We start from the raw sequence: 19090 nt of genomic DNA, 5'->3' as shown, positions 1-19090 counted from the left end.
AAATCGGCGCAATGATTTGCTAGGTTCAGTTTCTTACAAACGTGGTAAATAAGTGGTTAAGATTTGGTTGTAATCTTAGGATTAGGGCCTTCTGTATGAAGGCTCTGTCAGTCATTAAGCTTCTGAAACGTAATGCCTAATTGGTCGCTGCTGGGCTGCGTTTGCGCAAGGTCAAAGCCAATGTGAGAAAAGCCAAACATGCGATGGTTACAAAAACCGGCAGGCCATGGACCAGATATTGCTGTGCAATCCCTGCAAAGAGTGGTCCGATCAGTGCTCCCACACCCCACATCAATCCCATGCTGGCATAAATGCCGACGAGTTGCGCACCTTTAAACTGGCTCCCAACAACGCTGAGCATGATTGTGTAGATACCAACAAATGTACCACCCCACACAAAGAGCAAAGTATAGGTGAGCCATGGCAAAGTTAGCGCCCATGGCCAGACTGCAGCGCCTGCAGCAGAGAGGGCTGCGAGCACCAGCAGCAATGTCTGGCGATTAACCTTGTCTCCGAGAAAGCCGATTGGGATCTGGAGGACAATAGCACCAAACATCATAACTGACATAAGTTGTGTCGCTTGATTTTCACTCCATCCGAGATCGACAGCATATAGTGGGAGAAATGAAAGGCCTGCGGATTCAATAGCAGCATTAAGCACTGTCGCGGCAAGTGCTACGGGCGCTAATGCCAGATATTGGAGAGGGCTTCCATGTGGCTTGTCGTCGATTGGCGGTGCATTTACCTTCGGGCTGGCAATCGCCAATGCCGCGACAATTGCGAGAGCAGACCCAATGAAATAGGGAAGAAAACCATTCGACCCAACAAGTGATAGGATCAAGGGTCCAAGAGCAAAACCAAGTGAGAGCGCGGCAGTATATATGCCCATGGTTTTGGAGCGGTTTTCATCCGTGCTGAGTGAGTTTAACCAGGTCTCGGATACGACAAACAGTGTTTCCGATGCAGCCCCCAGCAGGATACGCAATGGAAACCAAAGCCAAATCAGCGGAATAGCTGGAAACAGTCCAAGAAGTAGTGCTGCTGCGGCAAGAGCAACGATGACCAGAAGGCGCATTCCAAGAAGAGCGCTTAAGCGTGGCAACAAAAATGCCATACAAAGAACGCCAACCGCATGCATTGCTGCATTGGCGCCAATAATCGCTTCGCTATAGCCCATTTCATCCAGATCGAGTGCGATCAGTGCAGCGCTTAGGCTATATGTCAGGCCAAATATCATTGCTGTGCTGATGACAGCAGTACGTGAAAACGCGATATTCGAAGCTAATGTTTCTTTGGTCAAGGTTATGATCCGGGGGCATGATAATAACTATACTTAGATATTAACCCTCAGAAGAACTCAACAATTTAAAAGCACTTATTTAGCCGCCTTGAAAATATTTTAACGATGCAATTTCTCAAAGCGCTTGATGAGCCGTTCGCGCCTTAGTCGGGACAGGCGCTGAATCCAGAAAATTCCATTGAGTTGATCAATTTCATGTTGGTGGCAAACCGCGAGCAGTCCGTCGGATTCCTCAATTTGGGAAACGCCGTCGAGATCCTGGTAACGGATTCGAATGCGTGCGTGACGCTCAACCTCATCCACAACTCCGGGCATCGAGACGCTGCCTTCCTGATGGCGAATAGTCTCGTCAGATGCCCAGATGATTTCTGGATTTGCATAGATGCGGGGGCCAGTTTCTCTGGACAGCTCAAGAACAACCAGTCGTTCCGCAATGCCTATATGCGGTGCGGTTATGCCAATGCCAGGCGCTGCCCTCATTGTGTCAAGCAGATCGTCGGCAAGGTTTCGCAGGGCTTGATCAAAGTCGATAACAGGTTTTGCGACGGTGCGCAGGCTTTGGTCGGGGTATTTGATTATATGACGAACGGGCATTTTACTCTTACTGTTCAGGTTGCTGCACGATATGCAGCACATCTTTAGCTGTCTCAAACCTCTTTATATTCTAAGATTATCATTGGGTTATATTCAAGGACAAAGAGATTGAATGTCTGCGTCCACAACAGGGCTGCGGTGGCGAGAAATGTATGGAAGAAATTGGACTTAGTCTTTGTGAAAGGCCGGATAAGCGCTGCGAACATAATCCAAGTATAAGTGATGTGGGTTGTCGAGGGGGAGTTAACGGCCTTCCAATATGGCGAGTGATCGAAGCCTAAGTTCCAGCGTCTGCAACAATATCCAGAGCGCATTACTATGACTGCCCGGAAGTATCCGCCCAGAAAATATGGGCGGAGACGATAGCTTAAAATTGCAGGCCCTGTTAGTCGAACTCGCGTGCTATTTTGCGCTGGCGATTGCCTTCTCAAGCCTCGTCTGAACAGGCTTTGGCTTCTTAGCCGCAACAATTTGTTCGAGATTGGATGGGTTTTCGCCGACAACGAGCAAAGCTACCATGCCCATGGCATAGTGCGGAGTGCATTTTACAAAATACGCGCCGGGCTCTTTGACGTTGAGAGTATAGTTTTCGTTTATCTTGCTTTTAAAAGCCTCGGTACCTTCAGGGATCATGCCCTTAATCGACTCGACATTGTGGCCTTTATCGGTTGGGATAAAAGTGACGGTGTCCCCGGGATTGGCCTTAATGTAGGCTGGTTCAAAAACCATAGCGCCATCCGCTCCTTTATTGAGCATGTGGACTTCAATATTCTCCGCCATGGCAGGAACAGCCAGCATTGCGCTAAGGGTGGCTGCGGCAAACGAAAATGCAAGTTTACGCATGTGTCAGATCTCCATAGTGGGCGCTGACTTTCATTGTGGTTCGTAGGCGCCGACTTGATATCGATTTAGAACAGATCAGATCCGATATCTTTGATCAAAATCAATCAGAAGTTATTACTGGACCACAGGTGTCATATTATTGGCTGCAGTGACTGAAAAATTTGTTGAATAACACTCAAACGCGTTTTTGAGCATTTCGCCGACGGGTCTGTGACTGTCAGATTCTGTTGCTGTATGAGCAATAGCTGGCCAATAATGTGATCTATGTCTGAATAATGAAACGTGCATTTAAAGTGCCCATGGCGAGCATAATCGCCATGGGCTGATTTAACTCTATCCCTGCTTTGAAACAAACTCGGACATGCTCGTAATCAACAGCATGCCGACAGTTGCTCCTGCGTCCTGAAGGCCAATGGTCTTTTCCTGGAAAGCTGCCGCCTTGCCATGTTGCGCGACCATGGTTTTAGTCGCCTCGAGTGCGTCTTCAGCGGCCTTAGCTGCTGCTGCCAGTGCATCAACGAGTGGCGCGCCGAGTATTGTTTGTCCTTCGAGCGTGATTGCAATCGGATCAAGCACATCGAGAAGCGTCTTGTCGCCCACCTTGGCCTTGCCACGCTCGGCAATGCCGTCACGGTAGGCGCGCCAGAAAGCGGCTATCTCAGCTGTGCCCAGTGCGTCAAGGCCATCACAGGCCTTGCTTGCGCGCAGGAAGCCGGTTGCGGTCAGTGTGCCCATTGTCGAAGGCGCAACGCGTGCCATAGTGGTGCCAGCCGTACGCAACAGCTTAGAGATACCAGCGGCTTCGCCTTCTGCGTGAACAGCTTCTGAAGCTGCAGCAAAGGCTTTGCTCATGGTGATGCCGAGATCGCTATCGCCAACCTTGCCGTCCAGCGCGATAAGGAATTCGCGCTGTTCTGCAAAAAGCTGCTTCCAGCTGTCGAAAAGATTAATCAGATCAGATGCTGTAATGACGTTCATAATCTGACCTCAACCCGCAAAATGCTTGAAGAATGGGGTATTAGCGGATGCGGCAACCAGTGGCTCCAGTTCTTCATCGAGATGTAGAACTGAAACTGACGCGCCAGCCATTTCCATGGACGTGGCAAACTCGCCGATCCAGACATGCTTGACCTTGACGCCACGCTCATCAAACAGCTGGGAAACCCGGCGGAACATGATGTAAAGCTCTTCAAGCGGCGTGCCGCCAAGACCATTGACCAGCACGGCAACTTCATCGCCCTTGGCATAGGCCTGCTCGGCGAAAATACGTTCCATCAGTTCGTCGATGACCGCATCTGCGCTGGCAAGCTTTTTGCGGCTGATGCCAGGTTCGCCATGGATGCCCATGCCGATTTCCATTTCATCTTCGCCGATGGAGAAGGTGGCGTGACCGATTTCCGGTACAACGCAGCTCGAAAGCGCAACGCCCATGGTGCGGGTGCGCAGACGTGCCTTGTCGGCAAGACGTGTCACTTCATCAAGCGACAGACCGTTGGCTGCTGCTGCGCCGGCTGCCTTGTAGACAAAGAACATACCGGCGACGCCGCGACGCTTGTGTTCTTCACCGACAACCGAGGACGCCACATCATCATTGCCGACAACCTGTTTGACGGCGATGCCATCGAGATCGGCAAGTTCTGCAGCCATATCGAAATTGATGATGTCGCCGCTATAGTTGCCATAGATGTAGAGCACGCCTGCACCCTGATCGATGGCTTTGGTGACCTGATACATCTGCTCTGAGCTTGGTGACTGGAAGACGCCACCGACAGCTGCGCCATCGATCATGCCTTCGCCGATATAGCCGAGAAACAGCGGCAGGTGTCCGGAGCCGCCGCCTGTTGCAATACCGACCTTGCCGGATTTGGTATTGGCTGTGACCATGCAACGCTTGTCATTATCGACAAAGGTAAGCTCGGGATGTGCCCGATAGATGCCTTCGAGCATCTCATCCACGAAATTGACGGGATCGTTCAAAAACTTCTTCATGATTGCCTCTTGAGAGTATCGGGTTATTTCTTGCGTTGACTGGTGACGAAGAAGGCAGCAGCCAGCAGGATGAAGCAGCCGACGACGAGACGCTGCCATGTGCTGGGGATGCCGACGAGCACCAGAACGCTGTTGATGACGGTGATGAGCAGCACACCGAGAAGGGTGCCGAAGACGGTGCCGGTGCCGCCGGTGATGCGTGCACCACCGAGAACCACGGCTGCGATGACGGCGATTTCCGTTCCGACAAAGTCGAAAGGGCTCGACTGGCGATTGGCGCAGACATGGATGATGCCTGCAAGTCCGGCCAGACCACCCGCATAGCCAAACAGGAAGATATGGATGGTGCGCAGATTATAGCCGAGACGGCTTGCGATCTGGCTGTTACCACCCATCGCAAAAATCGCGCGGCCCATCAAAGTGCGGTTCAATATCCACCAGGTCAGGATTGCAGCCGCAGGCAGCACCAGAAAATAGAATGGCATGGTGATGGTGGCACCGGTTGCAGATTCAAACTGGAACAGCGGAAGGCGACCGAAAGCACCCATTGTCGGCGGCAGCGACATAATCCAGACCGTGCCGACAAAAGCCAGCAGGAAGCCGCGGAAGAGATATTGTGTGCCGATGGTGACGATCAATGACGGCACATTGAGGTAATGCACCAGCAGACCGTTCAGAACACCAAGGAAAATACCGCCAGCAATCGCCATCAGAATGACGAAGATGATTGGCAGTTCCGGCATATAGGACTGCACCAGAAGCGTCAGCGAATAGACTGTCGTGGCGGCAATTGCCGTAAAGGAAACATCAATGCCACCAGCGGCGAGAATGATGAAGACACCAAGCGCAAACAGGCCCATCACCACACTGGCACGGCCAATATCGATCAGTGTCGAGGCTTGCAGGAATGCAGGGTTGATGATCGAGACAATTGTACAGATTGCCACGAGCAGGAAGAAAGTGATCGATTCCGGGCGCCTGCGAATGAAGTCACCCAACTTGAAGGATTGGTCTCGACCCAGATCCTGTTGATACTGCGACGCACTCATTAGGCAACTTCCTTCTGCGACGACATCATGGCTTGATAGAGCTGATCTTCGGTGGCCTGTGCAGCATCCAGTTCTGCAACGATGCTCCCCGAGTTCATAACGAGAATGCGGTCGGCATTCTGCAGAAGCTCCGGCAGATCATCGCTGACGATGATGAGACCCATGCCAGCTTCGGCCAGCGCCTGAATTGCGCGGTAAATCGTGTCTTTTGATCCTACATCGACGCCAACAGTAGGGCCGTGCAACACCAGAAGCTTGGGGCCGATGCTCAGCCAGCGGCCGATCAAAACGCGCTGCTGATTGCCGCCCGAAAGTGCGCCAACAGGCAGGTCCAGATTGGTTGTGTTAAGCCGCATCTCTTTCATCAGCGAGGCGGCGATGTTGCGGCCCTGTTTCTGGTCGACGATGCCAAGGCTGTTGCAGAGCTTTCTAAAGATCAGCGCGATCTCGTTTTGGAAGATCGACTTGTCGAGGAAGAGGCCTTCTGCAAGCCGGTCTTCCGGCACATAGCCTATGCCGCGCTCAATGGCTTCCGCGGGGCTTTTGACCTCGGTTACATTTCCTTCGAGGCGGATTGAACCGGAATGCGCAGGCACAACGCCGGTGATAGCCATCGCAAGCTCATTGCGGCCGGAATCTGCAAGGCCGGTGATGCCAAGGATTTCGCCCTTGCGTAAGCGAAAGCCGATGTCCTTGAAGCCCGATGCGGTAAGGCCGTCGAGTTTGAGCAGTTCGGCATCGCCGGGCTGTCCCGTGCGATAACGTTCAGCATCGATTTCACGGCCGATCATCAGCTCGGAAAGCTGCTTCTTGGTGTAGTTTTCGATTGGGCCCTGTGCCACGCACTGGCCATCGCGGAAGACAACGGCATTGCCACCGATGCGATAGCATTCATCGAGTTTGTGGGTCACAAAAAGCACTGCGACGCGCTCAGCGCGCAGGCGTTCAACGACTTCAATCAGATTGTCCACTTCGCGACGGGTCAGCGATGTGGTTGGCTCATCCATGATGACAAGCTTGGCGCGCGTTGCAATGGCGCGCGAAATGGCAACCAGCTGGCGCATGGCGAGCGGCAGCTCGGAAACGATGGTGTTCAGAAAGGCTTTGTCGGTTGGCAGGCCAACCGTGCTCAATGCCCGTTCTGCAGTCTCGCGAAGCTGCGAAAGCTTTACGCTGCGGAACAGTCGGCCATTGCCTTCAACGAGCTGCTCATTCAGCGCTACATTTTCAGCGACGGTCAAATTGGGAATAAGCGACAGATCCTGATAGACGGTCTCGATACCGGCTGCCAGCGACTGGATCGGGTTCAGCGAGGCATATGTTTTGCCATCGAGAATGATCTCGCCTTCGCTGGGTGCATGTGCGCCGGACATGATCTTGATGACGGTGCTCTTGCCGCAGCCATTTTCACCCAACAGGTGATAGGCCTGACCAAGATCGATAGTCATATCGATGCCTCGCAGCGCATGAACGCCGCCAAACCGCTTATGAATGTTGCGCAGTTCGAGGAAACGATCCGCGCTATTGGTCGTAGTGGACACGTTGAATTCCTTTGCCACTGTTTCCTCATCTGCAGTTTGCAGACGGAAACAGCTTTAGGATCGATTGGCTTTTAGTTTTAGCGTTGAGGCGCGCCACTCGAATGCGGCTTCAATTCAGCCGCATTCGAGTTTTGACGCTAATGCTCGAAGTTGAACGATGTCTTCGGGCAATAGTCGGTCAGCCTAATCAGGAAAGCCTAGAACAGGTGTTCCTTGTAGGTAGCCTTGTCAGCAATCACCATGCCGTTGCCGATCACGAGAAGGCCTTCACCGGCACCCTTCTTAACGCTGACGTTGTTGTAGCCTTCAACGCCAAGATCGGTGCCTTCCTTAACTTCCTTCTTTTCTAGCAGAAGCTTGGCAACAGCATTCATCGCCATGCCGGCCTTCTGTGGATCCCAGAAGCCGATCGCGGTGATCGCACCGGTTTCAAGCAGATCAGCCGAAGGATTTGGCAAGCCAGTACCAACGAGGCAGACTTTGCCGCTCAGGCCAGCTTCATCGATAGCGCGGCCAACGCCGAGAACGTCGTTACCGGCAGAGGTCTGGAAGCCCTTCAGATCAGGATGCTTGCGCAGGATTTCCTTGGCCTTTTCATAGGTGCCGTTGGCATCGTCGAAGGATTCGTTGTTCGGATCGACGAGCTGCATGTCGGCATATTTCTTGGCGTTTTCTTCAGCCGAACCAACCCACTGCATGTGTGTGCGGCTGCCGAGCGAGCCAACGAAAGTCGTCCACTTACCGCTTTTTCCCATGCATTCTGCCAGACGCTCGTTGAGCGCTGTGCCATAATCCGCATTATCGAAAGCTTCGACGTCAGCCATGGTGTTGACCTGATTGTCGGCTTCATGGGTTACGACGATGATGCCGCGCTCCATAGCGCGCTTGAATGTGCCTTCGAGAACCGCCGGGTCCATTGGAACAACTGCAAGTGCGTTCACGCCCTTGGCAACGAGATCCTGAACGATCTGAAGCTGCTGTGCAGCATCCGCAGTCGCTGGGCCACTCTGCGTTGCAACGACATCTGGGTTAGCCTTCTGGTAAGCTTCAACGCCGGTGTTCATGCGGTCGAACCAAGGAATGCCGCTGATCTTGACGACCGTTGCGATAACTGGCTTTTCCTGTGCGACGAGCGCACTTGCGCTGCCTGCAACAATCGCGGCGCCGATGACGGTTCCAGCGAGTAGTTTCTTCGTTACTGATTTCATGATTTCCTCCACGATAACATTCCCCCAATGTCTATGGTCGGGTGCCTGAGGGTTGAGCACCGATATTTCCCTTGTGGCGATTGCCGAGGGTAAAGAAGCTCGCAATGTCGTATTTGCCGACTGCGAGGAAGGCGAGCAGCAACAAGCCCCATGCAAAGTCACGCACGAAGTTTGAGAGGCCGCCGAAGTTGAGCAAACTGGACATTAACTGCAACGCAATTGCACTCATCACAACGCAGATGACGCGGCCATAACCACCTTCCGGCTTAACGCCTGCCATCACCGCAATAAGAATGGCGACCAGCAGATACGAGCTGCCGTAATCGAACTTTACGTTGACGTTGCGTGCCGCAATGATGATGCCAGCAATTGCTGCCAAAAATCCGCTGGTTGCATAGGTTGCAATCAAGACACCGTTGCGCGGGAAGCCAGCAAAAACAGCCGCCTTTGGGTTAGTTCCCATCAACATCAGCCAATAGCCATAAGGCGTGAAGCGCACCACGGCAGCGATCAGCAACGCAACTGCAATAAAGATTAGGAAGCTGATCGGAACCGCCAGAAACATGTCGTTGCCGATGCGCGATAAAAGATCAGGACTGCCAACCATGACGGCACGGCCACCAGACACGACAACCGCAAGCCCCGTAAACGCCATCTGCGTGCCGAGCGTGCAGAGGATTGGCGTGATATTGAACCGCGCAATCAATACACCGTTGACGATACCTCCCGCAAGGCCGATCACCAGTGCCAGTCCGATGAAAGCGAGGCTGAAACCAAGCTGGTTTTCGGCGCTGGAAATGAACATCGAAACGATGACGGCTGAAAGCACACCTGAAAGGTTAGCCAGCGCGATACCCGACAGATCAATCCCGCCATTGCCAGCACACATCGCCAGCATGACGCCGATTGCCAGAAGTCCGATTTCGGGAACCTGACCGGCCATCGACTGCAGATTGAAAAGAGATAGGAAAGATCCACCCGAAATATATGCGCCAAGCGCGAGCAATCCGAGATTGATGACAACTAGCATAGCAAGCTGATTGCTTGTCTTCTGCATGGTCTCCTCCTACCATGTTTAGTAAACAAAACTGTTATTCACTAAATGATTCAACAGAAGGCATCATCATGTCAAGCCCGTTTTCATAGGATTTTGGTTGCTTAGCTCTATAAATTCGCCTAATCGTTTTAAATAAGGGCGTTTATGTTTACTAAACGATACATCTTTTTTCGTATGATGCGCGGAGAGCATGAAGAAGAAAAAGTCTTATACGATCAGGGATATTGCCGAAAATGCGGGGGTTTCACCTGCTACTGTTTCGCTTGTGCTCAATGGCAAGGGCGAGATTTCAGGTGAGACGCGAGCGCGTGTCCTTGAGTCGGTTTCCAGACTGAATTATGTGCCGCGCGCTGCCAAAATGGGAACGAGCGCGGGTGAAACTATCCGCTTTCTGAAGATAGCTAAACACGGTGAGACCGTTAATCGCGATCATAGCGTTTTTATCTCCGACTACATCGATGGAATGTCTTCGGAAGCAACGCGCCGTAACTATACGCTGGAAGTGGTGAGTTTTGAGGGGCAGCCAATGAGTGCTGTCGCTGAATCGCTTGCCGGTGCATCAATCCGCGGCGTAATTGCCTTGGGGACGGAGCTATCTGTTGCAGACATTCATATGATCCAAGGGATTGGTCTGCCTACTGTTTTTATTGATACATTTTACGAAGTCGTTGAAGCGAATTTCGTTGATATGAACAATGAAGATGCAGTTTTCAAAGTTTTATCACGTTTCAAGCAACTTGGTCTTTCGAGGATAGGTTTTGTAGCTAGTCATACGGAAACCACTAATTTCCGGCTTCGGCGCGATGCGTTTTTCAAAAACATGCAGCGTTTGGAACTGACGGTTCAGGAACGAGATATTTTGTCGGTAGAGTCGACATATGAAGGCGCACACCGTGATACCTGTGCCATGCTGCATTCAGGTCTTGATCTTGCTGAGGCCTATTTTTGTACGAATGATATTATCGCTTACGGTTTCATCCGCGCACTGAAAGCAAAAGGGATTAGAATTCCTGATGATGTTTCGGTAATAGGCTTCGATAATTTGCCACAGAGCGCAACGATGGAGCCGGGGCTAACCACAGTTGAAGTGTCGAAGCGCAAGATTGGTAATCTCGCTGTGACTGTTCTTGATGATCTAATAAGTACGTCCGACAGTCAACCGCCTGTTAAAATTCTAGTTGGCGCAGATATTGTGTCGCGTGCAAGCGATTCAGAGTTGTCTTCTCGCAAAAATAGGCTGACGAAGGTTGCTGATGTAGTGCAATGAACGTCTGACAGCTAACTTCTTTTTCCAAGCGGTATTATACGCTGCTGAGAAGAATGCTTGTTTCGCTGTTCAATACACCTTCAATTGTACGGACATCACGTAAAGTTCTGTCAAATTCATGCAAGCTATCAGCATGTATCTCCGCGACCAGGTCCCAGGAGCCATTTGTCGTGTGAAGCGTTCGGATTTGTGGGAAGCCTCGAAGTAGTTTTATGACTTTGGTGGTTGAGCGTCCCTGAACCTCAATCATCATAACTGCCCGAATGGCACCATCATCGTAATCTTGTCGAACACGGATGGTAAATCCTAAGGCTGCTCCAGTTTCCAAGAGCCGGTCAAGCCGCGCTTGAGCAGTCCCACGCGACACGCCCAGAATGGTCGCGAGCTTTGACAGCGGTGCGCGTCCGTCTTCTCTTAAAATTGCGATCAGGCGATGGTCGAGTTCATCAAAAATATGCATGACACTTTGTATAGTTTAACTATACAATTTGCTACATTTTTTAAATCATACCCAGCATTTTTTTAATTTTAACTGGCTTTGTGTCGGCTTAGTCTGATCCTCGGCGGTTGTCGTAAGAAGCGCTGAAAATGATGGAATTATCTTCGGTAAGATGTTGGGGTTAGGTTGTTAACCCCCGTTGAGATTGGCCGGTTTTTCCTGCTTTTTTGCTCACATACGATGCGCGTCGCTTCCTTCTTTATCTTTTTCAGAGCTTCGCTTGAATATGACCAGACCATCCGTACAGACTCCGAAATCAGCAGTCATGATCCGTCCGCACCATTTCACGCCTAATGCGCAAACCGCGAAGGATAATGCATTTCAGTCAGTTGATGAGCGTCGTTCGACGCTTGCTATTGAGAAGGCTGCATTTGAGGAGGTGAGCCGCATGGCGGAAGGCCTGGCACAAGCCGGTGTCACCATTCATCTTTTCGAAGATAAGACCCGTTCTTTGCCGGATTCTGTATTTCCGAATAACTGGTTTTCAACCCATTCGGGTGGCCATGTCGCTATCTATCCGATGTTTTCGGAAAGCAGACAGAGAGAACGTCGGCCTGATATTATTGAGATGCTCAAGAAGGAGTATCGCGTTCAGGACGTGATTGATTATTCTGGCTTGGAGCGTGATGGGTTTTATCTTGAAGGCACTGGCGCAATGGTGCTCGATCATATTGGTCGTGTTGCTTATGCGGCGCGTTCTAATCGTACCAATGAAGTCGCGCTTGAGCGTTTTTGTACGCATTTCAATTTCGAACCGATGGTTTTTGATGCCGTTGATGATGCAGGGCGTCAGATTTATCACACCAATGTGCTCATGTGTATTGGTGCGGATTATGCGCTCATTGGAACGGATATGATCGTCAATGAGGCGCGCAGGCAAGAAATTGTCGAACGATTAGAGGAAACTGGTCGCACGGTAATCCATCTTTCACATCATCAGATTGCGGAATTTGCGGGAAACGCTATCGAGCTTGAAGGGCGGAAGGGTCGGGTTCTGGCGCTTTCAGCACGCGCTTTTGCTTCGCTTTCTGCGGATCAGATCAGTGTTATCAAGCAAACTGCTGAACCTCTGCCTTTTGAAGTTCCGACCATTGAGCTTGCCGGCGGATCGGTTCGTTGCATGCTCGCGGGCATTCATCTCTCCAGACGTAATACAAACGGCATACATCTGCTTTACGAAGCAGCAAGAGCCGAGTAGATAAGCACCAGTAAAAATGAGGGTACCTTTCATGTCTTCTAACAGACCAGTTTATGAGTTCAATTCGATCATCGTTCGCGAACCTTCCCGTTCAGTCGTCAATGGCTTGCGCGCTTATGATACTGGAAACCCTACCTATGAAGGCGTGAAGGCTGAGCATGACGCGTATATCGATGCCATGCGTGCTGCTGGCGTTGAGGTAACGGTTTTGCCAGCTCTCGAAAACTATCCTGATTCCATTTTCGTCGAAGATCCTGCGCTTGTTTTCACACAGGGTGCTATTCTTCTGCGTCCGGGTGCTGAAACCCGTATCGGCGAGACAGCAGAAATCGAACCTACGCTGCGCAGCATGTTCGACAATGTGCTTGATCTACCGCATCCGGGCTTTGCCGATGGCGGCGATGTACTCAATACTCAGAAGAGCGTCATGATTGGCCTCTCGGCGCGTACTGATAAAGCAGGTGCAGCAGCGCTTATTGCCACGCTTGATAAGATCGGCCTTAAAGGCGAAGTCGTAAATACACCTGAAGGTGTACTGCATTTTAAAACCGATTGTTCGCTGGTCGACGAAGAAACTGTTCTTTCCACTGCGCGTTTGGCTAAGTCTGGGGTTTTCTCGGATCTTCGTCAGCTTATCGTGCCTGAAGGTGAAGAAGCGGCAGCAAATGCGCTTCGCGTTAATAATGTTGTGATGGTAGGGTCTGACTTCCCGCGGACAATCGAGTTGCTGGATAAGAGCGGCTACAATGTCGTTCCGCTCAAAACAACGCAGATTGGTAAGATCGATGCCGGGCTTTCCTGCATGTCTCTGCGTTGGTATCGCCAGTAAGTAATAAACGGTTCAGTTCTCTTACGAGACTGAACCGTTTTTTTGATAGCATGACCGTCTGATCACTACTCCCAGAGCATGGCGGTTTAAAAATAAAAGGAGAACGGGAACATGCGTAGATTTACAGGGAAGATCGCCGGTATTGTCGTATTTTGCGCACTGGCAGGCACAGCACATGCAGAAGACGTTTTGCGTCTGGGTATGACGCCAGAACCATATATGCCTTTTACGCAGGTTAATGCTGCGGGTGAATGGGAAGGGCTAGAAGCTGATCTTTCGCGCGCTTTATGTGAAAAGCTTACTGTAAAGTGCGAATTCAAATCGATGGCGTGGGATGGTCTTATTCCGTCGCTGACCGAGAATAAGGTCGATTTCATTATCGGCGCTTTCTCGGTTACTGATGAACGCCGCAAGGTTGTCGATTTCAGCGCGCCTTATTACACCGAAGGCACTGTCATCGTCGGCCCGAAGTCGGATGAAGAGAAGATTACCGTGGTTGCTGCTTCCGATGGTTCGGGTGAGGTGATTGACGCGGCGAGCATTAATGGCAAGATCGTTGGCGTACAAACCTCCAGTGTTCAGTCGGCTTATATGGGCAAGTACCTTCCTGATGTGTCGCTGAAAAGCTATGACACCGCAGACAATTCGGTCGCAGATCTTGTCGCTGGACGCGTTGATTATGTTCTTGCTCCTGATCTTTTCGTACAAAACTTTCTGAAGTCCCCACAGGGTGCAGATTACGAAGTTAAGGTCGTAGCCCCTAAGAACGTAGTTCTTGGTGAAGGTGTTGCCTATGCTATTCGCAAGGATGATAAAGCAACACTCGGCAAGGTTGATGAAGCACTCGCTGCCCTCGATAAGGACGGAACTCTCAAGACGCTCGTTGATAAGTGGATTTTTGAGAAGAAGTAAATCGGATCAGAGCGGGCGCTTAGAGCGCCCGTTCGTCGGAGGTATTTTATACGTCTCTGCGGGATTATCTGGCCCCAACGCAAACGGGGGATGCGAGATATTCCGGGCGGCATAGACCGCGCTATCTTCTGATCGGATCAAAACGCATGGAAACATATTGGCATTTGCTCTCATGGGGGAGTGAGGGCTGGGGCGACGAGTTCTTTTATGGACTGATAATGACACTGCAGGTTTCTGCGGTGGCATTTGCAATTTCTTTTCTATTCGGCCTTACGGGTGCCGCAGGCAAGCTATCCCGTGCTAAATTCCCTAAACTGATTGCAGACCTCTATACTACCGTTGTTCGTTCCTTGCCGGAACTGCTTGTCATTCTGCTTTTATATTTTTCTGTTGCTACAGGTGTCGAACGGCTCCTGAAAACGACTGGCCTAGTCGGCAATAACTTCCAGTTTAGCGCTTTCTGGGCTGCTGTGATCGCTCTGGCTTTTGTCAACGGTGCGTTCATGACGGAGGTATTGCGCGCAGCCTATCTCGCCATCCCTCGCGGGCAAATTGAGGCCGCACTTTCGATTGGAATGCGTCGACGCCAGATTTTTACGCGGGTGATTTTCCCGCAAATGATGCGCCATGCCATTCCCGGAATTGGTAATCTCTGGCTATCCATCACTAAGGAAAGCGCCATTATCTCTGTGTTGGGCTCCTTTCATGAGTTGCTTTACACGGGCTATCGCGCGGCAGCATCGACAAAACAATATGTCTTCTTTTATGGACTGACTGCGTTTCTTTTTCTGCTGATTACGCTCGTATCCGTCATCATCATTGCGCGCTTTGAAAAGCGCCTTAATCGGGGGCATTGATGGTGGAGTCGATTACCAAAGTTATAGAATTTTTGCCGCCGCTGATTAAAGCATTGCCTCTGACGCTGCTTCTTACGGCCGTTGCTGGTGTTATCGGACTGGTATTGGGAACACTTGCCGCATTGGCAAGGCTTTCGAAAAGCAAGCTTTTATCTACGCCTGCCTTCGTCTTTACATTTGCGTTTCGCGGCACGCCGTTGCTGGTTCAACTCTATCTGATCTATTATGGCCTCGGTCAAATATTGCCAGGTACATGGGTTCGGCACAGTTTTCTCTGGCCATATATGCGTGATGGATTGTGGTATGCAATCTTCGCATTGAGCCTTAATCAGGGCGCTTATAATGCAGAAGTTATTCGCGGTGCGATCAAGTCTATCGCACGCGGGCAGATTGAGGCAGCCCTGTCTATTGGCATGAGCCCTTACAAGGTTCTGCGACGTATTACACTGCCACTTGCCTTCCGGCATTGTATGCCGGTGCTAACCAGCGATCTTATTATCCTGCTTAAATCGACGTCTCTTGCCTCCACGATTACGATTATGGAGGTCATGGGAACAGCGCGCGCACTTCAACGCAGCTCGTTGTTGATTTTTGAGCCGCTGATTGCCGCTGGCATCATCTATTTCACCGTCGTCTTTATCCTCACCCGGATTATGAATGGGGTTGAGCGGCGTGTTAGCGGCCACAGTGCCGCTATGATCTGACCCGTTTCAGGAGTGATTTCCCATGACTTCCATGGCTCTTGCCGTCGAGAATATTCACAAAAGCTTTTCTGGTGTTGAGGTTCTTAAGGGTATCTCATTTGAAGCGCGTAAAGGTGATGTCATTTCTCTTATAGGCAGCAGTGGCTCCGGTAAGAGCACATTACTGCGCTGCATCAATTATCTTGAAACTCCAGATCAGGGTTCAATTTCTGTTGCTGGGGAAACTATCAGGACAAAGACAGATAAGGCTGGAAAGTCACATGCTGCTGACCCACGGCAGCTTGAACATATCCGGACGCGTCTTGGTATGGTATTTCAGAGTTTCAATCTTTGGTCGCATCGCACTATTCTTGAAAACATTATCGAAGGCCCGGTTCATGTGCTTGGCATGTCAAAAGCTGAGGCGATCGCGGATGCGGAAGTTCTGATGGACAAAGTGGGTATAACGCCGAAGCGTGACCAATACCCCACCCAGCTTTCAGGCGGGCAGCAGCAGCGCGCAGCCATTGCGCGTGCGCTTGCGATGAAGCCAGAGGTTATGCTCTTTGATGAGCCGACATCAGCGCTTGACCCTGAACTTGTAACCGAGGTGCTTCAGGTTATTAAGAAACTCGCGGAAGAGGGGCGTACCATGGTGATGGTGACCCATGAAATGGCGCTCGCACGTGAGATTTCGAGCGAGGTTATTTTTCTGCACAAAGGATTGGTAGAGGAGCGCGGTTCGCCTGATATTGTTATGTGTGATCCGAAGTCCGCACGTCTGCGCCAATTCCTGAAGATGGATTAAGGGGAACGTCATGACCGATCAAAAAATTTCTGGTTTTCTTGACGAATTGACGGCTATTCGCCAGCATCTGCACAGCATTCCGGAACTTGGCCTTGAAGAGCTGAAAACATCGGATTTTATTGCATCAAAACTCGAGGAATGGGGTTTTGAAGTTTCGCGCGGCCTAGCAAAGACTGGTATCGTTGCCAGTTTGCGTAAGGGGAACTCTAACCGTGCCATTGGTTTTCGTGCGGACTTTGATGCTCTTCCAATTCTGGAAGAAACGGGCTTGCCTTACGCGAGCACCAATCCCGGTAATATGCATGCCTGTGGTCATGATGGTCATACGGCAATGCTGCTTGGTGCGGCGTGGTCACTGGCGAATGATCCCGATCTTTCGGGTACAGTGCATTTCATTTTCCAGCCCGCAGAAGAGAATTTCGGCGGCGCACAGATCATGATTGAGGAGGGGCTTTTCGAGCGTTTTCCCTGCGATCAGATTTTTGCGATGCACAACTGGCCCGGCATGAAGGCTGGAAGCTTCACTTCAAAGTCTGGTCCGGTGGCTGCTTCGATAGATGCGCTGACACTTACCATTAGGGGGAGTGGTGGGCATGGTGCAGAGCCGGAAAAGACGATTGATCCGATAGTTGTTGGTTCGAGCCTCGTGATGGCATTGCAGACCATCGTATCACGGAATATCTCGCCCCATGAGGCAAGTGTCGTGACAGTGGGGGCATTTAATTCAGGGTCCGTGTGCAATGTTATCCCGGATACTGCAAAGCTCGAAATTTCTATGCGTGCGACGGATCCTGTGGTCCGAAAGATGTTGCGCGATAAGATTGAGATACTTGCAACGATGCAGGCTGAAAGCTTTGGTGCTCAGGTTTCGTTCGAATGGCTAACGGGATATCCAGCGACCATTAACGATGAGGCCGCGGTAGAACAGGTCAAAGCAACTATTTCCCGAAGCTTTGGTGCCGAAGCTTATTCGGAAATGGAAAAGCCGCTGATGGGCAGCGAGGATTTTTCATTCATGCTTGAAAAAGTACCGGGTGCTTATGTGTTGATCGGTAATGGAGACAGTTCAGGACTGCACACATCAACCTATAATTTTAACGACGATATCCTGGAAAATGGTGTCCGTCTGTTTTGCCAATTGGCAAAGGACTGCTTGCAAAAATAGTATTTTCAATGCGAAGGCGATGTAGTTTTTAAATTGCCTTCGTTCTGCAGTTTATCAAATTATTTTTGCTCAGCCAATCCGTTCACGTGCTAGTTGAGCGGAGCATATTTGCAGCATTTTCGGATAGAAAAAAGGCCGGGAGGCGCATATCTGGGGAGATAATGTGCTGCGTCTCCCGGTAGCAGAAAGGAATATAGCTGACCTTCTGCTAATTATGGAAATACCTGTCAGGATTTCCATGGCGTGTCACTACTGGGTGCTGCGGGCTGTGGTGACATCGCGTAGTCAGCATCGCAAAATGTCGAAAAATTTCAATTTCAGAATTGTAATGATTTGTTTCGCTATTTTTGACTGCAAAATAAAAGCCCCAGAAGCTGGCGGGCGATCTGGGGCAGCACTCCCCAAGCGTTCCCCCGCCGGTTAGGTGCTTGGTGAGTCTATCGACATTCGAGCAAAAGACACTCCCCAATTTCAGGTATATTGAGCCTTTGAAGAGCTGCAAAAACGACGTGCCAGCGGGAAGTGGGAGATTTTTACATCGAAGATAAGGCTTGAAAGAGTTGAAAATCCCTCAGCTAAAATACTGTAGGGCAGATACTGGCAAGATGAGCATTGCCCTGAATTGTATATGAGATTAGCGGCCTGCGCGCCCTATTTTCACAATCCAAGAAGGAGGTTGTAGTTGAGCACTATTAGCTCATCGGCGAGGGCAAGAACTGGAGCTGCGAAGGTGGTGCCATCAATGTTGGCAAAGCTCGTTGGCCAGATAACGCAATATGCAAAACGTTCTTAAGAGCACTCTAAGTAAATTAGATGCCCCAGATGCTGGCGGGCGATCCGGGGCCGCACCCCAAGCTGAGCCCCGCCTGTAAAGTGCAGGTGTTCTTTACCAGAAGGTAAAAGATTAGCATTCCCTACTTTGGGATAAGTTGACAAAGAAAAACACTATTAGAAGGCAACCAACTCCGGGGGTGCGCACCAGTGAATATAGATGAGAATGTTGTGCCCTCTATATCCTATGCAATATCAACTTACTGTAGGGTTTCTCACTCTCTTCCTTCTCGTAGTCTGGCGCGGCCAGCTTTGTCGACGGCTTTCTGCGCATCTCTTATCGCTTTCGATACGTCAGCGTCGGAGGCTGTCCCTCCTTCATAGCTGCCCTGCGCCCGCTCTCCGATAACAATGTGCGGTATTTGCTGATAGGCAATGATCAGGGCGACAACTGCCGCGATAATGATGATTATTCTCTTAGTCATCACTCACAGCCTTTTTTGCAGTGCATGTGGCTGAC

Annotated in this window: 19 protein-coding genes; 8 read left to right on the top strand and 11 right to left on the bottom strand. The window is 50.7% G+C overall.

Annotated features, from left to right (window positions below; translation table 11 throughout):
- Window positions 1–136: 136 nt before the first annotated feature.
- From J2782_RS10695 to J2782_RS10655, 9 genes are all read right to left on the bottom strand, one after another.
- A complete protein-coding gene (locus J2782_RS10695) occupies window positions 137–1300 on the bottom strand; it encodes an MFS transporter (protein WP_310012192.1) in 1164 nt (387 codons plus the stop codon).
- Between the two features lie 99 nt (window positions 1301–1399).
- Window positions 1400–1894, bottom strand: coding sequence for a peptide deformylase (locus tag J2782_RS10690; RefSeq protein ID WP_310012190.1), 495 nt, complete (start codon window positions 1892–1894; stop codon window positions 1400–1402).
- A 402-nt stretch (window positions 1895–2296) separates the two neighbouring features.
- Window positions 2297–2737, bottom strand: a complete 441-nt coding sequence (locus tag J2782_RS10685) for a pseudoazurin (protein ID WP_310012185.1) — start codon at window positions 2735–2737, stop codon at window positions 2297–2299.
- 333 nt (window positions 2738–3070) lie between these two features.
- Window positions 3071–3715: a dihydroxyacetone kinase family protein gene (locus tag J2782_RS10680; RefSeq protein ID WP_310012180.1), complete on the bottom strand. Its 645-nt coding sequence runs from the start codon at window positions 3713–3715 to the stop codon at window positions 3071–3073.
- 9 nt (window positions 3716–3724) lie between these two features.
- Complete coding sequence (locus J2782_RS10675; RefSeq protein WP_310012179.1) at window positions 3725–4726, bottom strand: dihydroxyacetone kinase subunit DhaK; 1002 nt, start codon at window positions 4724–4726, stop codon at window positions 3725–3727.
- 23 nt (window positions 4727–4749) lie between these two features.
- Complete coding sequence (locus J2782_RS10670) at window positions 4750–5775, bottom strand: ABC transporter permease (protein ID WP_310012177.1); 1026 nt, start codon at window positions 5773–5775, stop codon at window positions 4750–4752.
- The gene (locus tag J2782_RS10665; RefSeq protein ID WP_310012174.1) at window positions 5775–7316 is read right to left on the bottom strand and encodes a sugar ABC transporter ATP-binding protein; all 1542 of its coding nucleotides are present in this window, start codon (window positions 7314–7316) and stop codon (window positions 5775–5777) included. Before J2782_RS10665 ends, J2782_RS10670 begins: the two co-directional genes overlap by 1 nt.
- A 197-nt stretch (window positions 7317–7513) precedes the next feature.
- Window positions 7514–8524, bottom strand: coding sequence for a substrate-binding domain-containing protein (locus J2782_RS10660; protein WP_310012170.1), 1011 nt, complete (start codon window positions 8522–8524; stop codon window positions 7514–7516).
- A gap of 31 nt (window positions 8525–8555) precedes the next feature.
- Window positions 8556–9581, bottom strand: a complete 1026-nt coding sequence (locus tag J2782_RS10655) for an ABC transporter permease (RefSeq protein ID WP_310012168.1) — start codon at window positions 9579–9581, stop codon at window positions 8556–8558.
- A gap of 190 nt (window positions 9582–9771) precedes the next feature.
- Here J2782_RS10655 and J2782_RS10650 point away from each other — a divergent pair, with 190 nt between their 5' ends.
- A complete protein-coding gene (locus J2782_RS10650) occupies window positions 9772–10848 on the top strand; it encodes a LacI family DNA-binding transcriptional regulator (protein ID WP_310012166.1) in 1077 nt (358 codons plus the stop codon).
- A gap of 34 nt (window positions 10849–10882) precedes the next feature.
- On the opposite strand, the gene J2782_RS10645 is transcribed toward J2782_RS10650, so the two are convergent.
- Window positions 10883–11308, bottom strand: a complete 426-nt coding sequence (locus J2782_RS10645) for an Lrp/AsnC family transcriptional regulator (protein WP_310012164.1) — start codon at window positions 11306–11308, stop codon at window positions 10883–10885.
- 265 nt (window positions 11309–11573) lie between these two features.
- Between J2782_RS10645 and ctlX the strand changes: the two genes are divergently transcribed.
- The 7 genes from ctlX (at window position 11574) to J2782_RS10610 (ending at window position 17799) form a co-directional block, all read left to right on the top strand.
- Entirely contained in the window at window positions 11574–12545 is a 972-nt protein-coding gene (gene ctlX / locus J2782_RS10640; RefSeq protein WP_310012157.1) for a citrulline utilization hydrolase CtlX, read from the top strand.
- A gap of 31 nt (window positions 12546–12576) precedes the next feature.
- Window positions 12577–13374, top strand: a complete 798-nt coding sequence (locus J2782_RS10635; RefSeq protein WP_310012156.1) for a dimethylarginine dimethylaminohydrolase family protein — start codon at window positions 12577–12579, stop codon at window positions 13372–13374.
- Window positions 13375–13485: 111 nt separating this feature from the next.
- A complete protein-coding gene (locus J2782_RS10630; protein WP_310012154.1) occupies window positions 13486–14286 on the top strand; it encodes a transporter substrate-binding domain-containing protein in 801 nt (266 codons plus the stop codon).
- A 146-nt stretch (window positions 14287–14432) separates the two neighbouring features.
- On the top strand, window positions 14433–15143 hold the full coding sequence (locus J2782_RS10625; RefSeq protein ID WP_250040541.1) for an ABC transporter permease: 711 nt from the start codon (window positions 14433–14435) through the stop codon (window positions 15141–15143).
- The gene (locus tag J2782_RS10620; RefSeq protein WP_310012147.1) at window positions 15143–15847 is read left to right on the top strand and encodes an ABC transporter permease; all 705 of its coding nucleotides are present in this window, start codon (window positions 15143–15145) and stop codon (window positions 15845–15847) included. Before J2782_RS10625 ends, J2782_RS10620 begins: the two co-directional genes overlap by 1 nt.
- Before the next feature lie 22 nt (window positions 15848–15869).
- Complete coding sequence (locus tag J2782_RS10615; RefSeq protein ID WP_310012145.1) at window positions 15870–16634, top strand: ABC transporter ATP-binding protein; 765 nt, start codon at window positions 15870–15872, stop codon at window positions 16632–16634.
- A gap of 10 nt (window positions 16635–16644) precedes the next feature.
- Complete coding sequence (locus J2782_RS10610) at window positions 16645–17799, top strand: M20 aminoacylase family protein (protein WP_310012143.1); 1155 nt, start codon at window positions 16645–16647, stop codon at window positions 17797–17799.
- Between the two features lie 1046 nt (window positions 17800–18845).
- Here the strand turns inward: J2782_RS10610 and J2782_RS10605 are convergent.
- On the bottom strand, window positions 18846–19055 hold the full coding sequence (locus J2782_RS10605) for a hypothetical protein (RefSeq protein WP_310012139.1): 210 nt from the start codon (window positions 19053–19055) through the stop codon (window positions 18846–18848).
- Window positions 19056–19090: the final 35 nt, after the last annotated feature.

The organism is Brucella pseudogrignonensis, from assembly GCF_031454375.1.
In the GTDB taxonomy this organism is placed as follows: domain Bacteria; phylum Pseudomonadota; class Alphaproteobacteria; order Rhizobiales; family Rhizobiaceae; genus Brucella; species Brucella pseudogrignonensis_A.
This window is presented reverse-complemented; position numbering and strand designations above follow the sequence as displayed.

What these genes read in the sequence shown, in the direction of transcription:
- J2782_RS10690 (WP_310012190.1), bottom strand. Translation starts at nt 1,894, where the DNA reads ATGCCCGTTCGTCATATAATCAAATACCCCGACCAAAGCCTGCGCACC.
- J2782_RS10685 (WP_310012185.1), bottom strand. Translation starts at nt 2,737, where the DNA reads ATGCGTAAACTTGCATTTTCGTTTGCCGCAGCCACCCTTAGCGCAATG.
- J2782_RS10680 (WP_310012180.1), bottom strand. Translation starts at nt 3,715, where the DNA reads ATGAACGTCATTACAGCATCTGATCTGATTAATCTTTTCGACAGCTGG.
- J2782_RS10675 (WP_310012179.1), bottom strand. Translation starts at nt 4,726, where the DNA reads ATGAAGAAGTTTTTGAACGATCCCGTCAATTTCGTGGATGAGATGCTC.
- J2782_RS10670 (WP_310012177.1), bottom strand. Translation starts at nt 5,775, where the DNA reads ATGAGTGCGTCGCAGTATCAACAGGATCTGGGTCGAGACCAATCCTTC.
- J2782_RS10660 (WP_310012170.1), bottom strand. Translation starts at nt 8,524, where the DNA reads ATGAAATCAGTAACGAAGAAACTACTCGCTGGAACCGTCATCGGCGCC.
- J2782_RS10655 (WP_310012168.1), bottom strand. Translation starts at nt 9,581, where the DNA reads ATGCAGAAGACAAGCAATCAGCTTGCTATGCTAGTTGTCATCAATCTC.
- J2782_RS10650 (WP_310012166.1), top strand. Translation starts at nt 9,772, where the DNA reads ATGAAGAAGAAAAAGTCTTATACGATCAGGGATATTGCCGAAAATGCG.
- J2782_RS10645 (WP_310012164.1), bottom strand. Translation starts at nt 11,308, where the DNA reads ATGCATATTTTTGATGAACTCGACCATCGCCTGATCGCAATTTTAAGA.
- ctlX (WP_310012157.1), top strand. Translation starts at nt 11,574, where the DNA reads ATGACCAGACCATCCGTACAGACTCCGAAATCAGCAGTCATGATCCGT.
- J2782_RS10635 (WP_310012156.1), top strand. Translation starts at nt 12,577, where the DNA reads ATGTCTTCTAACAGACCAGTTTATGAGTTCAATTCGATCATCGTTCGC.
- J2782_RS10630 (WP_310012154.1), top strand. Translation starts at nt 13,486, where the DNA reads ATGCGTAGATTTACAGGGAAGATCGCCGGTATTGTCGTATTTTGCGCA.
- J2782_RS10625 (WP_250040541.1), top strand. Translation starts at nt 14,433, where the DNA reads ATGGAAACATATTGGCATTTGCTCTCATGGGGGAGTGAGGGCTGGGGC.
- J2782_RS10620 (WP_310012147.1), top strand. Translation starts at nt 15,143, where the DNA reads ATGGTGGAGTCGATTACCAAAGTTATAGAATTTTTGCCGCCGCTGATT.
- J2782_RS10615 (WP_310012145.1), top strand. Translation starts at nt 15,870, where the DNA reads ATGACTTCCATGGCTCTTGCCGTCGAGAATATTCACAAAAGCTTTTCT.
- J2782_RS10610 (WP_310012143.1), top strand. Translation starts at nt 16,645, where the DNA reads ATGACCGATCAAAAAATTTCTGGTTTTCTTGACGAATTGACGGCTATT.
- J2782_RS10605 (WP_310012139.1), bottom strand. Translation starts at nt 19,055, where the DNA reads ATGACTAAGAGAATAATCATCATTATCGCGGCAGTTGTCGCCCTGATC.